The sequence below is a fragment of the Mycobacterium sp. PDNC021 genome, assembly GCF_048282635.1.
Classification (GTDB): Bacteria; Actinomycetota; Actinomycetes; order Mycobacteriales; family Mycobacteriaceae; genus Mycobacterium; species Mycobacterium llatzerense.
In genome coordinates this window covers 5,071,346-5,085,751 of record NZ_CP182502.1, presented here as the reverse complement: position 1 = coordinate 5,085,751, position 14,406 = coordinate 5,071,346, and the positions used below count along the sequence as shown (strand labels likewise).

The following is a 14,406-nucleotide window of genomic DNA, read 5'->3' as shown; positions in this document are numbered from 1 at the left end:
AGGAGTCATAGATGGAGACGTTCGACTGCGGCGATGCGGCGAAACGCAGCACCGGGATCGCGTCGGCCATAAGTGCCCTCAAAGGCGGGCGCCTGGTCGTGCTGCCCACCGACACCGTCTACGGTCTCGGCGCCGACGCCTTCAACAGCGAGGCCGTCGCGGCGCTGCTGGCAGCGAAGGGGAGGGGCCGCAACATGCCGGTCCCGGTTCTGGTCGGTTCCTGGCGCACCATCGACGGCCTGGTCTACACCGTCCCGCCCTCGGCCCGCGATCTGATCGAGGCGTTCTGGCCCGGAGCGTTGAGCCTGGTCGTGCGCCAGGCCCCGTCGCTGTCATGGGATCTCGGCGACACCAACGGCAGCGTCATGCTGCGTATGCCGCTGCATCCCGTGGCGATCGAGCTGCTGCGCGAGGTCGGCCCCATGGCCGTGTCCAGCGCCAACATCTCCGGCCAGCCGCCCGCGGTCAACGCTGACGAAGCGCGCGAGCAGCTGGGCGAGAAGGTCGAGGTGTACCTCGATGCCGGCCCGGCGACCAAGCAGGCCGCGTCCACGATCGTCGACCTCACCGGCGCGACGCCCCGGGTCCTGCGCGAAGGGCCGATCTCTGCCGCGCAGATCGCCGAAGTGCTCGGCGTCGACGCGGAGTCCCTGACCGGCGAGGTGCCGTGACCGTAGTTGCCGACGCCGGCCGGCTGCTCGCGCAGATCGATCGTGGTACCGGGGTCCCGCTCCGGGAGCTGGTGCTGGTCGGTCTCACTGCGGCGATCATCACGTACTTCGCCACCGGCTGGGTACGGGCGCTGGCCTTCCGGTTCGGTGCGGTCGCCTACCCGCGCGAACGCGACGTCCACGTCCAGCCGGTCCCGCGGATGGGCGGGCTGGCCATGTACATCGGGGTAGCCGCCGCCGTTCTGCTGGCTTCCCAATTGCCCGCGCTGACACGCGGTTTCGTCTACTCCTCCGGTATGCCCGCGGTCGTGGTGGCGGGCGGCCTGATCATGCTGATCGGTCTGATCGACGACCGCTGGGGCTTGGACGCCCTGACCAAGTTCGCCGGCCAGATCACCGCGGCCAGCGTCCTGGTCACCATGGGCGTGGCCTGGAGTGTGCTGTACATCCCGATCGGCGGCGTCGGCACCATCGTGCTGGACCAGGCGTCGTCGATCCTGCTGACCCTGGCGCTGACGGTCTCGATCGTCAACGCGATGAACTTCGTCGACGGCCTCGACGGCCTGGCTGCCGGGCTCGGACTGATCACCGCGTCGGCCATCTGCATCTTCTCCGTCGGGCTGCTGCGCGACCACGGCGGTGACGTGCTGTTCTACCCGCCGGCCGTCATCTCGGTGGTGCTTGCCGGCGCGTGCCTGGGCTTCCTGCCGCACAATTTCCATCCGGCCCGCATCTTCATGGGGGATTCCGGGTCCATGCTGATCGGCCTGATGCTGGCCGCCGCGTCGACCACCGCGGCCGGCCCGATCTCCCAGAACGCCTACGGCGCGCGCGACGTGTTCGCTTTGCTGTCGCCGTTCCTGTTGGTCGTTGCGGTGATGTTCGTGCCGGCCCTCGACATGCTGCTGGCGATCGTCCGCCGCACCCGTGCCGGCCTCAGTCCGTTCAGCCCCGACAAGATGCATCTGCACCACCGGCTGCTGCAGATCGGCCACTCGCACCGACGCGTCGTACTGCTCATCTACCTATGGGTCGGGATCGTGGCGCTGGGGGCGGCCAGCACCATATTCTTCGACCCCCGATACACCGGTGCGGTCATGCTCGGAGCCATCCTGCTGGCCGCCATTTTCACCCTGATCCCGCTGCTGCGGCGGCGCGATGACCTGCCAGAAGGCGAGTACGACAAAAAGTAGTAGGTGCCCGTTTTTGGGTGCCCACCATGTGGTACGGTTCTGGCAGAACCCGAAAAACCTCGCGGGTTGCCGGCCCGGCCCATCGGTTCACACAAGCCGATCGGCGCCGAATGACGACCGACAAAGGGAGCTTCCCCTTGGGTGATTCCAGTGTGCCCGACGCGCTCGATGTGACCTTCGATACGCTCTGTGGGCACGCACACAGGATTGCCAGGTATATGGGGACGGCACTCGTGACCGCGGGATTGAGGTGAATACCATGACGACGCCAGCGCAAGACGCGCCTTTGGTGTTGCCGGCAGTGGCTTTTCAGCCCGTGCGTTTGTTTGCTATCTCGCTCCTCGTCACGGCCGTCGCGCTCGGTGGCGGCTACGCAGTGAGCGGCAATCTCAAATTCGGCGCCTTCTTCGGCCTGGGGATGGCGCTCGGTCTGGCCAACGCCATGATGGTCCGCCGCGCGGTTGCCAAGGTCACCGCCAAGGACCACCCGCTGAAGATGCAGATGGCAGCCAACTCCGCGATGCGGTTGGTGGCCATCTCTGTGATCGCCCTGCTGATCACATGGTTTTTCAAGCCAACCGGCATCGGCGTGCTGTTCGGGGTGGCATTGTTCCAGGCGATTCTTGTCATGAGCACGGCATTGCCGGTCATGAAGAAGGTGCGCGCCGGCCAGCGTGAGGGTGGCGCCGGCGCCGACGGACCAGACGCACACGACGGATCAGAAGCAAAGGACTGACGACCCAAGTGATTCAACAATTCACCGCCGAGGCCGCCATTGAGGTCGGCCACCACGAGCAGCACGAGCTGTGGGGCTACACCTTCAACGTCGACACGATCATCGCCACCAGTGTGGCCGCGGTCATCGTCATTGCGTTGGCCTTCTTCGTGAAGGCGAAGGTGACCTCGACCGGAGTTCCCGGTGGTGTTCAGCTGTTCTTCGAGGCCATCACCATCCAGATGCGCCAGCAGATCGAGACCGCGATCGGTATGAAGGTCGCGCCGTTCGTGCTGCCGCTGGCCGTCACGATCTTCACCTTCATCCTGATCTCCAACTGGCTCTCGGTCCTGCCGGTGCAGTTCGGTGGGGAAGGCGGTGGCGCCAAGGAGCTGCTGGCTCCGCCGGCCTCGGACATCAACTACGTGTTGGCGCTCGCGCTGTTCGTGTTCCTCTGCTACCACGCTGCGGGCATCTGGCGCCGCGGCGTCTTCGGCCACTTCAAGAAGCTGCTGAAGGGCCACGTCGCGGTCCTGGCGCCGATCAACATCGTCGAGGAGATCGCCAAGCCGGTCTCGCTGTCTCTGCGACTCTTCGGCAACATGTTCGCCGGCGGCATCCTGGTCGCGCTGATCGCGATGTTCCCCTGGTACGTGCAGTGGGCGCCGAACGCCATCTGGAAGACCTTCGACCTCTTCGTCGGCCTGATCCAGGCGTTCATCTTCGCGCTGCTGACGATCCTGTACTTCAGCCAGTCGATGGAACTCGACGAGCACCACTAACCAGCAAGACCTGTAGGAACCGCAAATAAGACCCTGGTAGCGCAGCTACCAGTTACCAAGGAGGAAAAAGAGAATGGCCGACGCAGCAACGAACGCCACTATCATCCAGGGCGCCCTCATCGGTGGTGGCTTGATCATGGCCGGTGGCGCCATCGGCGCCGGTATCGGTGACGGTATCGCCGGCAACGCGCTGATCTCGGGCATCGCCCGCCAGCCGGAGGCCCAGGGCCGCCTGTTCACCCCGTTCTTCATCACCGTCGGTCTGGTGGAAGCCGCGTACTTCATCAACCTGGCCTTCATGGCGCTCTTCGTGTTCGCCACCCCGGGCCTGTCGTAATCCGTCGACATGGGTGAATTGAGCGCAACCATCCTGGCCTCGGGCCAGGCAGCAGCGGAAGGCGGCGGGGGTCAGAACTTCCTGATCCCCAACGCGACCTTCTTCGTCGTGCTGATCATCTTCCTGATCGTGCTCGGCGTGATCGGCAAGTGGGTTGTGCCACCGATCAGCAAGGTCTTGGCCGAACGCGAGGAAATGCTGGCCAGCACCGCTGCTGATAACCGGAAGTCGGCTGAGCAGGTGGCCGCCGCAGAGGCGGACTACAACGCGGCGATGGCGGGTGCTCGCACGGAGGCCTCGGCCATCCGTGACGAGGCCCGCAACGAGGGCCGCAAGGTCGTCGACCAGGCGCGTGCAGCGGCGAGTGGTGAGGTGGCCGAAACCCTCAAGGGTGCCGACCAGGCGCTGTCCGCGAAGCGGCAGTCCACAGAGGCCGAACTGCAGTCGTCGGTCGACAACCTGTCCCAGACGCTGGCGAGCCGAATCCTCGGCGTGGACGTGAAATCAGGCGGGAGCCAGTAGATGGAAATCTTCATCGGGCAGCTGATCGGCTTTGCCGTCATCGTGGCCATCATCTGGAAGTACGTGGTACCTCCGGTGAAGGGCATTATGGCCAAGCAGCAGGAGGCCGTTCGCGTCGCGCTGGCCGAAAGTGCCGAAGCCGCAAAGAAACTCGCTGAGGCCGACGAGATGCACGCCAAGGCTCTCGCCGACGCGAAGGCCGAGTCGGGCAAGGTGACCGACGAGGCCCGGCACGATTCGCGGCGCATCGTCGAGCAGCTCAGCGAGCAGGCCGGCGTCGACGCCGAGCGCATCAAGGCGCAGGGCGTCCAGCACGTCGAGCTGATGCGCCAGGGCGTCATCCGCGAGCTCCGTCAGGGGCTGGGCGCGGAGTCGGTGGCCAAGGCCGACGAGCTGGTGCGCCAGTTCGTCGCCGAGCCCGCCGCTCAGGCCGGCACTGTCGACCGCTTCCTCGCCGATCTCGAGCAGATGGCGCCGTCCTCGGCTGAGGTCGGTACCCACGCTGAGGTGAAGCTGCGGGCCGCGAGCCGGGAGTCGCTGACCGCGCTGGTCGGCAAGTTCGACGCCACGGCCAACGGCCTGGATGCGGCTGCGCTGACGGCGCTGGCCGATGATCTGGCCGCCGTCGCCCGGCTGCTGCTGACCGAGGTCAACCTCGACCGGCATCTGGCCGAGCCCGCAGATGACCCGGCTCCCAAGGTCGCGCTGCTGGACGCGGTGCTGGCCGGCAAGATCGGCGCCCCCGCCCTGGAGCTGCTGCGTTCCGCGGTGTCGTCGCGGTGGTCGGAGCAGTCGGACCTGGTCGACGCCGTCGAGCACATCGCTCGTCTGGCACTGATCAAGCGGGCCGATGTCAGCGGTGAGGTCGCCGAGGTCGAGGACCAGCTGTTCCGGTTCAGCCGTGTGCTGGACGCGCAGCCGCGCCTGTCGACGCTGCTCGGTGACTACGGCACTCCCGTCGATGGCCGAGTTGCCTTGCTGGACAAGGTCCTTACCGGTGCCAACGGCTCGGTCAACAGCTCCGTCAAGGCGCTGCTGACGCAGACCGTGAGCCTGCTGCGCGGCGAACGTGCCGATGAGGCAGTCCTCGACCTGGCAGAGCTGGCAGTCGCCCGCCGCGGTGAGGTTGTTGCCCACGTGGAAGCCGCCGCGGCGCTGTCCGATGCCCAGCGGACCCGACTCACGTCGGTCCTGACCCGCATCTACGGCCACCCGGTGTCCGTCCAGCTGCATGTCGATCCGAGCCTCCTCGGTGGCCTGACCATCACCGTCGGTGACGAGGTGATCGACGGATCCATCTCGTCACGACTGGCCGCCGCCTCCAACCGGCTGCCGGACTAACCCAGACTCCGAAACACCCAAGACTAGGTAGGAAGACCAAAAACCATGGCAGAGTTGACAATCTCGGCTGCTGATATCGAAGGTGCCATCGAGAACTACGTAACGACGTTCTCGGCCTCGAACGATCGCGAGGAAATCGGCACCGTCGTCGACGCCGGTGACGGCATCGCACACGTCGAGGGTCTGCCCTCGGTTATGACGCAGGAGCTCCTCGAGTTCCCCGGCGGTGTTCTGGGCGTGGCCCTGAACCTCGACGAGCACAGCGTCGGTACGGTCATCTTGGGCGGCTTCGAGAAGATCGAAGAGGGCCAGCAGGTCAAGCGCACCGGTGAGGTGCTCTCGGTGCCTGTCGGCGACGCCTTCCTGGGCCGCGTCATCAACCCGCTGGGTGAGCCGATCGACGGTCAGGGCGAGATCGTCGCCGAGACCCGCCGCGTGCTCGAGCTCCAGGCCCCTTCGGTGGTTCAGCGCCAGGGCGTTGGCGAGCCGCTGCAGACCGGTATCAAGGCCATCGACGCCATGACCCCGATCGGCCGTGGCCAGCGCCAGCTCATCATCGGTGACCGCAAGACCGGCAAGACCGCGGTCTGCGTCGACACCATCCTGAACCAGCGTGAGGCCTGGGAGACCGGCGACCCGAAGCAGCAGGTCCGCTGCGTCTACGTCGCGATCGGCCAGAAGGGCACCACCATCGCCAGCGTGAAGCGCGCGCTGGAAGAGGGTGGCGCGATGGAGTACACCACCATCGTCGCGGCCCCCGCCTCCGACCCCGCCGGCTTCAAGTGGCTGGCTCCGTACACCGGCTCGGCCATCGGCCAGCACTGGATGTACGCCGGCAAGCACGTGCTGATCGTGTTCGACGATCTGTCCAAGCAGGCTGACGCCTACCGCGCCATCTCGCTGCTGCTGCGCCGCCCGCCGGGCCGCGAGGCGTTCCCGGGTGACGTCTTCTACCTGCACTCGCGTCTGCTGGAGCGTTGCGCGAAGCTGTCCGACGAGCTCGGTGGCGGTTCGATGACGGGTCTGCCGGTGATCGAGACCAAGGCCAACGACATCTCGGCGTTCATCCCGACCAACGTCATCTCGATCACCGACGGCCAGTGCTTCCTGGAGTCCGACCTGTTCAACCAGGGTGTGCGCCCGGCCGTGAACGTCGGTGTGTCGGTGTCCCGCGTCGGTGGTGCCGCTCAGATCAAGGCCATGAAGGAAGTTGCGGGCTCGCTGCGTCTGGACCTGTCGCAGTACCGCGAGCTGGAGGCCTTCGCGGCCTTCGCCTCGGACCTGGACGCGGCGTCGAAGGCTCAGCTGGACCGCGGTGTTCGCCTGGTTGAGCTGCTCAAGCAGCCGCAGTACAGCCCGCTGGCCGTCGAGGATCAGGTCGTCGAGATCTTCCTCGGTACCCAGGGTCACCTGGATTCGGTTCCGGCTGAGGATGTTTCGCGCTTCTCCGCCGAGCTGCTGGAGCACGTGAAGGCCAGCCACGCCGAGATCCTCGACGGGATCAAGTCGACCAAGAAGCTCTCGGAGGAGAACGAGGAGAAGCTGGTCTCGGTCATCAACGAGTTCAAGAAGGGCTTCGCCGCCACCGACGGCAGCTCGGTCGTGGTCAAGGAAGCCGGTGTCGAGGCACTGGATCCCGCTGAGCTCGGCCAGGAGTCGGTGAAGGTCAACAAGCCGGCACCGAAGAAGGCCTAGGTAACCAATGGCAGCCACACTGCGCGAGCTACGCGGACGGATCAAATCCGCCTCGTCGATCAAGAAGATCACGAAGGCGCAGGAGCTGATCGCCACGTCGCGGATCGCCAAGGCGCAGGCCCGGGTTGATGCAGCCCGGCCCTACGCCACTGAGATCACCAACATGCTGACCGAGCTTGCGGGGGCCAGCGCGCTGGACCACCCGCTGCTCGTCGAGCGGAAGAACCCTCGGCGTGCCGGGGTGCTGGTGGTGTCGTCGGACCGCGGCCTGTGCGGCGGCTACAACGCCAACGTGCTGCGTCGGGCCGAGGAACTGTTCACGTTGCTGCGCAACGAGGGCAAGGACCCGGTGCTGTATGTGGTCGGCCGAAAGGCCCTGGGCTACTACAGCTTCCGCCAGCGTGCCGTCGCCGAGTCCTGGACCGGCTTCTCGGAGCGTCCGGAATACACCAACGCCAAGAAGATCGCCGACACCCTGGTGGCGGCGTTCATGGCGGGTGCCGACGACGAGGGTGACGGACCGGGTGCCGACGGCATCTTGGGCGTCGACGAGCTGCACATCGTCTCGACCGAGTTCAAGTCGATGCTGTCGCAGACCGCCGAGGCTGTGCGGATCGCCCCGCTGGCCGTCGAGTACACGGGGGAGCCGACCGGCATCCACACCCTGTACTCGTTCGAGCCGAGCGCGGACGTTTTGTTCGATGCGCTGCTGCCGCGGTACATCGCGACCCGTGTCTACGCGGCACTGCTTGAGGCCGCGGCCTCGGAGTCGGCTTCGCGTCGACGCGCCATGAAGTCGGCAACGGACAACGCCGACGACCTGATCAAGGCCCTCACGCTCGCCGCGAACCGCGAGCGCCAGGCCCAGATCACCCAGGAAATCAGCGAAATCGTCGGTGGCGCCAACGCGCTGGCCGACGCGAAATAGGCCCCGTAGGAAGCGAAGAGAGATATGACTTCTGCCGTAGAGACCAAGACCGCCGGTCGCGTGGTTCGCATCACCGGCCCGGTGGTGGATATCGAGTTCCCGCGCGGCTCGGTGCCCGAGCTGTTCAACGCTCTGCACGCCGACATCACCTTCGGTGCGCTGGCAAAGACTCTGACCCTCGAGGTTGCTCAGCACCTCGGTGACAACCTGGTGCGCTGCATCTCGATGCAGCCGACCGACGGCCTGGTGCGTGGCACCGAGGTCCGCGACACCGGCGCCTCCATCTCGGTGCCCGTCGGCGACGGTGTCAAGGGCCACGTGTTCAACGCCCTCGGCGACTGCCTGGACGAGCCCGGCTACGGCAAGGACTTCCAGCACTGGTCCATCCACCGCAAGCCGCCGGCCTTCGCCGACCTGGAGCCCCGCACCGAGATGCTGGAGACCGGTCTGAAGGTCGTCGACCTGCTGACCCCGTACGTGCGTGGTGGCAAGATCGCCCTGTTCGGTGGTGCCGGTGTCGGTAAGACGGTTCTGATCCAGGAAATGATCAACCGTATTGCCCGCAACTTCGGTGGTACCTCGGTGTTCGCCGGCGTCGGTGAGCGCACCCGTGAGGGCAACGACCTGTGGGTCGAGCTCGCGGACGCGAACGTGCTCAAGGACACCGCGCTTGTGTTCGGCCAGATGGACGAGCCGCCAGGCACCCGTATGCGCGTCGCCCTGTCGGCCCTGACCATGGCCGAGTACTTCCGCGACGAGCAGGGCCAGGACGTGCTGCTGTTCATCGACAACATCTTCCGGTTCACCCAGGCCGGTTCCGAGGTCTCGACCCTGCTGGGTCGTATGCCTTCGGCCGTGGGTTACCAGCCGACGCTGGCCGACGAGATGGGTGAGCTCCAGGAGCGCATCACCTCGACCCGTGGTCGTTCCATCACCTCGATGCAGGCCGTGTACGTGCCCGCCGACGACTACACCGACCCGGCCCCGGCCACCACGTTCGCCCACCTGGACGCCACCACCGAGCTTTCTCGTGCGGTGTTCTCCAAGGGCATCTTCCCGGCCGTGGACCCGCTGGCATCGTCCTCGACGATCCTGCACCCCAGCGTCGTCGGTGCCGAGCACTACCGGGTCGCTCAGGAAGTCATCCGAATCCTGCAGCGCTACAAGGACCTTCAGGACATCATCGCCATCCTCGGTATCGACGAACTGTCGGAAGAGGACAAGGTGCTGGTGTACCGCGCCCGTAAGATCGAGCGCTTCCTGAGCCAGAACATGATGGCCGCCGAGCAGTTCACCGGCCAGCCGGGTTCGACGGTGCCGCTGAAGGAGACCATCGAGGCGTTCGACCGCCTCGCCAAGGGCGACTTCGACCACCTGCCCGAGCAGGCGTTCTTCCTCATCGGTGGTCTCGACGACCTGGCGAAGAAGGCCGAAAGCCTCGGCGCCAAGCTGTGACCGTCGTAGTTACTCGAGCACGAAAGGTGGTGTGACATGGCCGAAATGGACGTCGAGATCGTCGCCGTCGAGCGCGCGCTGTGGACAGGTAAGGCCACATTCGTCTTCACTCGCACCACCGCCGGCGAGATCGGCATCCTGCCCCGGCACATCCCGTTGGTCGGCCAGCTGGTCGAGGACGCGATGGTCCGGGTCGAGCGCGAGGGCGAGGATGATCTGCGGATCGCAGTGTCCGGCGGGTTCCTCTCGGTGACCGAGGAGACTGTGCGGATTCTGGTGGAAGACGCGGCGCTGGAGTCGGAGATCGATGCGCATGCGGCCAAGGCCGATGCCGCGTCGGACGACGAGGCGACCGCTGCGTGGGGCCGGGCGCGTCTGCGCGCCGTAGGCCAGCTCGACTGATATCCCGATGAGCGCGTCCATGTTGATGATGGTCGCGCTCGTCGGTGTGTTGGTGCTGGCTGTAGCCGCACTGAGTTATCGGCTGTGGAAGTTGCGTCAGGTTGGCGGTACGGCCGCCATCCTGCGCGACTACCCGGCTGCCGGCGGCCACGGGTGGCGGCATGGAGTCATGCGCTACCGCGGTGGTGAGGCCGGCTTTTATCGTTTGTCGAGTCTGCGCTGGTGGCCCGACCGGACACTGTCCCGTCGTGGCCTGGAAGTCGTCGGGCGCCGTGCCCCACGGGGCGACGAATTCGACATCATGACCATCGAAACGGTCATTCTTGAGCTGCGCGACAACAGTCCCGAACGGCGCAGCGGTTACGAAATTGCTTTGGACCGTGGAGCTTTGACGGCTTTCACGTCGTGGCTGGAGGCCCGGCCGTCGCCGCGGTCGCGGCGCCGCGCGGTCTGATTTCTGCTACTGCATCCCGCCGCCGGGCTGCCACAGCACATCGCCATCCGGGTTCGCGACCCGCGACAGGATGAACAGCAGATCCGACAGCCGATTCAGATATTTGGCCGGCAGGATGCTGATGCCGTCGCCGTGTTCGTCGATCGCCTGCCAGGCAGCTCGCTCGGCCCGCCGCACCACGGTCCGGGCGACGTGCAGGTACGCCGACAGGGGAGTGCCGCCGGGCAGGATGAACGACGTCAGTTTCGGCAGCGGTTCGTTGAACTCGTCACACCACGCTTCGAGCCGATCGATGTACGGCTGGGTGATCCGCAGCGGCGGGTATTCCGGATTCTCGACCACCGGCGTCGAGAGGTCCGCGCCGGCATCGAAGAGATCGTTCTGAATCTGCAGGAGTACCAAGCGAATTCGTTCGTCGGGTGCGCCCGCGGAGACGGCGACGCCGATCGCGGCGTTGGCTTCGTCGCAGTCGGCGTACGCCGCCAGGCGCGAATCGTTCTTCGACACGCGGCTGAAATCGCTGAGTCCGGTCGACCCGTCGTCGCCGGTCCGGGTGTAGATACGGGTCAGGTGAACAGCCATGGTCAAACCGTACTCGCGGAGACTTCTTCGTGGCCTGACACCGGCCGACGCCGCTGTCTACACTTAGCCGCGTGAGCGAGCGTTTCGTGGTGACTGGGGGTAGCCGGTTGTCCGGCGAAGTTGCCGTGGGGGGCGCTAAGAACAGCGTGCTGAAGCTGATGGCCGCGGCACTGTTGGCCGAGGGCACCACCACGATCACCAACTGTCCGGACATCCTGGATGTGCCATTGATGGCCGAGGTACTGCGCGGTCTTGGGGCCACCGTCGAGCTCGAAGGTGACGTGGCCAGAATCACCTCACCTGACGAACCCAAGTACGACGCGGATTTCGCCGCGGTCCGGCAGTTCCGCGCTTCGGTGTGTGTGCTCGGGCCGTTGGTGGGCCGCTGCAAGAAGGCGAAAGTTGCGCTGCCCGGTGGTGACGCGATCGGGTCGCGGCCGCTGGACATGCATCAATCCGGTCTGCGGCAACTCGGTGCGCGATGCAACATCGAGCACGGTTGCGTGGTCGCTGAGGCCGATCACCTGCGTGGGGCCGAGATTCAGCTCGAGTTCCCGTCGGTGGGTGCGACCGAGAACATCCTGATGGCTGCCGTGCTCGCCGAGGGCGTGACGGTCATCCACAACGCGGCGCGTGAGCCGGACATCGTCGACATCTGCGACATGCTGAACCAGATGGGTGCCAAGGTCAGTGGGGGAGGGACCTCGACGCTGACCATCACCGGGGTGGACAAGCTGCATCCGACCGAGCACCGGGTGATCGGTGACCGGATCGTGGCAGCGACCTGGGGAATTGCCGCGGCGATGACGCGGGGCGATGTCGCCGTGACCGGGGTGGACCCGCAGCACCTGCAGCTGGTGCTGCACAAACTTCACGATGCCGGCGCGACCGTGACCCAGCACGACAACGGTTTCCGCGTCGTGCAGTACGAACGGCCGAAGGCCGTCAACGTCGCGACGCTGCCGTATCCCGGATTCCCGACCGACCTGCAGCCGATGGCCATCGGCTTGGCGTGCATCGCCGAAGGCACCTCGATGATCACCGAGAACGTGTTCGAAGCGCGGTTCCGGTTCGTCGAGGAGATGATCCGCCTGGGCGCCGATGCGCGGACCGACGGACACCATGCGGTGGTCCGCGGAATTCCGCTGTTGTCGAGTGCACCGGTATGGGCTTCGGATATTCGCGCCGGCGCCGGTTTGGTGTTGGCGGGATTGGTCGCCGACGGTGACACCGAGGTTCACGACGTTTTCCACATCGACCGGGGGTACCCGTTGTTCGTGGAGAACCTCGTAAGTCTGGGCGCGGAGATCGAACGGGTCAGTTGACGGGGATTGGCGTGTCGCACTGACCGTTCCGACGGACGGCTGTGCAACGCGTTTTCGCCGAAAAACCGCCCGTATGCAGCCGTTTTGTAAAATCAAGATCAGCCCGCTAATGTATTCCAAGTCAGCAGCGAGCGGGGCCGAAAAAGCCCAGAGCAAGAGCTTGACAGCCCGACCAAGAGGTAGTAGGTTGGTGGGGTTGCCCGAAAACGGCGTGTTGTTTGAGAACTCAATAGTGTGTTTGGTGGTTTTTGTTTGTTGTTTTTTGGCCATGCCTCTTGTTTTCCCGTTTGTGGGGTGTGGTTGTTTTTTTGATGCCAGTTTGTTTGGTGTCTTTTGTTTGTGATCGGATTTTTCTGATTCGGATTCCACCTGTCTTTGGATGGGTTGTTTTTGTTTGGAGAGTTTGATCCTGGCTCAGGACGAACGCTGGCGGCGTGCTTAACACATGCAAGTCGAACGGAAAGGCCCTTCGGGGTACTCGAGTGGCGAACGGGTGAGTAACACGTGGGTGATCTGCCCTGCACTTTGGGATAAGCCTGGGAAACTGGGTCTAATACCGAATATGACCGCGCTCTTCATGGGGTGTGGTGGAAAGCTTTTGCGGTGTGGGATGGGCCCGCGGCCTATCAGCTTGTTGGTGGGGTAATGGCCTACCAAGGCGACGACGGGTAGCCGGCCTGAGAGGGTGACCGGCCACACTGGGACTGAGATACGGCCCAGACTCCTACGGGAGGCAGCAGTGGGGAATATTGCACAATGGGCGCAAGCCTGATGCAGCGACGCCGCGTGAGGGATGACGGCCTTCGGGTTGTAAACCTCTTTCACCAGGGACGAAGCGCAAGTGACGGTACCTGGAGAAGAAGCACCGGCCAACTACGTGCCAGCAGCCGCGGTAATACGTAGGGTGCGAGCGTTGTCCGGAATTACTGGGCGTAAAGAGCTCGTAGGTGGTTTGTCGCGTTGTTCGTGAAAACTCACAGCTTAACTGTGGGCGTGCGGGCGATACGGGCAGACTAGAGTACTGCAGGGGAGACTGGAATTCCTGGTGTAGCGGTGGAATGCGCAGATATCAGGAGGAACACCGGTGGCGAAGGCGGGTCTCTGGGCAGTAACTGACGCTGAGGAGCGAAAGCGTGGGGAGCGAACAGGATTAGATACCCTGGTAGTCCACGCCGTAAACGGTGGGTACTAGGTGTGGGTTCCTTCCTTGGGATCCGTGCCGTAGCTAACGCATTAAGTACCCCGCCTGGGGAGTACGGCCGCAAGGCTAAAACTCAAAGGAATTGACGGGGGCCCGCACAAGCGGCGGAGCATGTGGATTAATTCGATGCAACGCGAAGAACCTTACCTGGGTTTGACATGCACAGGACGCTGGTAGAGATATCAGTTCCCTTGTGGCCTGTGTGCAGGTGGTGCATGGCTGTCGTCAGCTCGTGTCGTGAGATGTTGGGTTAAGTCCCGCAACGAGCGCAACCCCTATCTTATGTTGCCAGCGCGTTATGGCGGGGACTCGTAAGAGACTGCCGGGGTCAACTCGGAGGAAGGTGGGGATGACGTCAAGTCATCATGCCCCTTATGTCCAGGGCTTCACACATGCTACAATGGCCGGTACAAAGGGCTGCGAATCCGCGAGGTGGAGCGAATCCCTTGAAAGCCGGTCTCAGTTCGGATCGGGGTCTGCAACTCGACCCCGTGAAGTTGGAGTCGCTAGTAATCGCAGATCAGCAACGCTGCGGTGAATACGTTCCCGGGCCTTGTACACACCGCCCGTCACGTCATGAAAGTCGGTAACACCCGAAGCCGGTGGCCTAACCCCTCGTGGGAGGGAGCCGTCGAAGGTGGGATCGGCGATTGGGACGAAGTCGTAACAAGGTAGCCGTACCGGAAGGTGCGGCTGGATCACCTCCTTTCTAAGGAGCACCATTTATCGATTCCCCCGTGCCGGCAATAGTGTCGGGGTTCATGGTTGGGAGATGGCCGGCGCCTGTAGTGGGTGTGCTGGTG

The 14,406-nt window shown here is 64.6% G+C and carries 14 protein-coding genes and 1 rRNA gene; 14 read left to right on the top strand and 1 reads right to left on the bottom strand.

The window, feature by feature from the left end; genetic code table 11:
- Positions 1-11: 11 nt before the first annotated feature.
- The 12 genes from ACNO8X_RS24230 to ACNO8X_RS24175 all read left to right on the top strand — a co-directional run bounded on the left by ACNO8X_RS24230 (position 12) and on the right by ACNO8X_RS24175 (position 10,495).
- Entirely contained in the window at positions 12-671 is a 660-nt protein-coding gene (locus ACNO8X_RS24230) for an L-threonylcarbamoyladenylate synthase (protein WP_071285548.1), read from the top strand.
- Positions 668-1,864: a glycosyltransferase family 4 protein gene (locus ACNO8X_RS24225; RefSeq protein ID WP_043397025.1), complete on the top strand. Its 1,197-nt coding sequence runs from the start codon at positions 668-670 to the stop codon at positions 1,862-1,864. The genes ACNO8X_RS24230 and ACNO8X_RS24225 overlap by 4 nt, the downstream gene beginning before the upstream one ends.
- A gap of 259 nt (positions 1,865-2,123) precedes the next feature.
- A complete protein-coding gene (locus ACNO8X_RS24220) occupies positions 2,124-2,600 on the top strand; it encodes an ATP synthase subunit I (protein WP_418003063.1) in 477 nt (158 codons plus the stop codon).
- Between the two features lie 8 nt (positions 2,601-2,608).
- Positions 2,609-3,361, top strand: coding sequence for a F0F1 ATP synthase subunit A (gene atpB, locus ACNO8X_RS24215; RefSeq protein WP_418003062.1), 753 nt, complete (start codon positions 2,609-2,611; stop codon positions 3,359-3,361).
- 73 nt (positions 3,362-3,434) lie between these two features.
- Positions 3,435-3,698 carry a F0F1 ATP synthase subunit C gene (locus ACNO8X_RS24210; RefSeq protein ID WP_020104130.1) on the top strand — a complete coding sequence of 88 codons (264 nt, stop codon included), beginning with the start codon at positions 3,435-3,437 and terminating at the stop codon, positions 3,696-3,698.
- Between the two features lie 9 nt (positions 3,699-3,707).
- On the top strand, positions 3,708-4,220 hold the full coding sequence (locus ACNO8X_RS24205) for a F0F1 ATP synthase subunit B (protein WP_418003061.1): 513 nt from the start codon (positions 3,708-3,710) through the stop codon (positions 4,218-4,220).
- On the top strand, positions 4,221-5,561 hold the full coding sequence (locus tag ACNO8X_RS24200) for a F0F1 ATP synthase subunit B/delta (RefSeq protein WP_418003060.1): 1,341 nt from the start codon (positions 4,221-4,223) through the stop codon (positions 5,559-5,561).
- 45 nt (positions 5,562-5,606) lie between these two features.
- Entirely contained in the window at positions 5,607-7,256 is a 1,650-nt protein-coding gene (gene atpA, locus ACNO8X_RS24195) for a F0F1 ATP synthase subunit alpha (RefSeq protein WP_418003059.1), read from the top strand.
- A gap of 7 nt (positions 7,257-7,263) precedes the next feature.
- On the top strand, positions 7,264-8,184 hold the full coding sequence (locus ACNO8X_RS24190; RefSeq protein ID WP_418003058.1) for a F0F1 ATP synthase subunit gamma: 921 nt from the start codon (positions 7,264-7,266) through the stop codon (positions 8,182-8,184).
- A 24-nt stretch (positions 8,185-8,208) separates the two neighbouring features.
- Positions 8,209-9,639: a F0F1 ATP synthase subunit beta gene (gene atpD, locus ACNO8X_RS24185; RefSeq protein ID WP_043397038.1), complete on the top strand. Its 1,431-nt coding sequence runs from the start codon at positions 8,209-8,211 to the stop codon at positions 9,637-9,639.
- A gap of 36 nt (positions 9,640-9,675) precedes the next feature.
- Entirely contained in the window at positions 9,676-10,041 is a 366-nt protein-coding gene (locus ACNO8X_RS24180) for a F0F1 ATP synthase subunit epsilon (protein ID WP_043397041.1), read from the top strand.
- Positions 10,042-10,048: 7 nt separating this feature from the next.
- Positions 10,049-10,495, top strand: coding sequence for a DUF2550 domain-containing protein (locus ACNO8X_RS24175; protein ID WP_043397045.1), 447 nt, complete (start codon positions 10,049-10,051; stop codon positions 10,493-10,495).
- Positions 10,496-10,501: 6 nt separating this feature from the next.
- Here ACNO8X_RS24175 and ACNO8X_RS24170 read toward each other — a convergent pair whose 3' ends face one another.
- Positions 10,502-11,077, bottom strand: a complete 576-nt coding sequence (locus ACNO8X_RS24170; protein ID WP_418003056.1) for a cob(I)yrinic acid a,c-diamide adenosyltransferase — start codon at positions 11,075-11,077, stop codon at positions 10,502-10,504.
- 71 nt (positions 11,078-11,148) lie between these two features.
- Between ACNO8X_RS24170 and murA the strand changes: the two genes are divergently transcribed.
- The gene (gene murA, locus ACNO8X_RS24165) at positions 11,149-12,402 is read left to right on the top strand and encodes a UDP-N-acetylglucosamine 1-carboxyvinyltransferase (RefSeq protein ID WP_260942256.1); all 1,254 of its coding nucleotides are present in this window, start codon (positions 11,149-11,151) and stop codon (positions 12,400-12,402) included.
- A gap of 391 nt (positions 12,403-12,793) precedes the next feature.
- Positions 12,794-14,312, top strand: a 16S ribosomal RNA gene (locus tag ACNO8X_RS24160).
- The last annotated feature ends 94 nt before the right edge of the window (positions 14,313-14,406 follow it).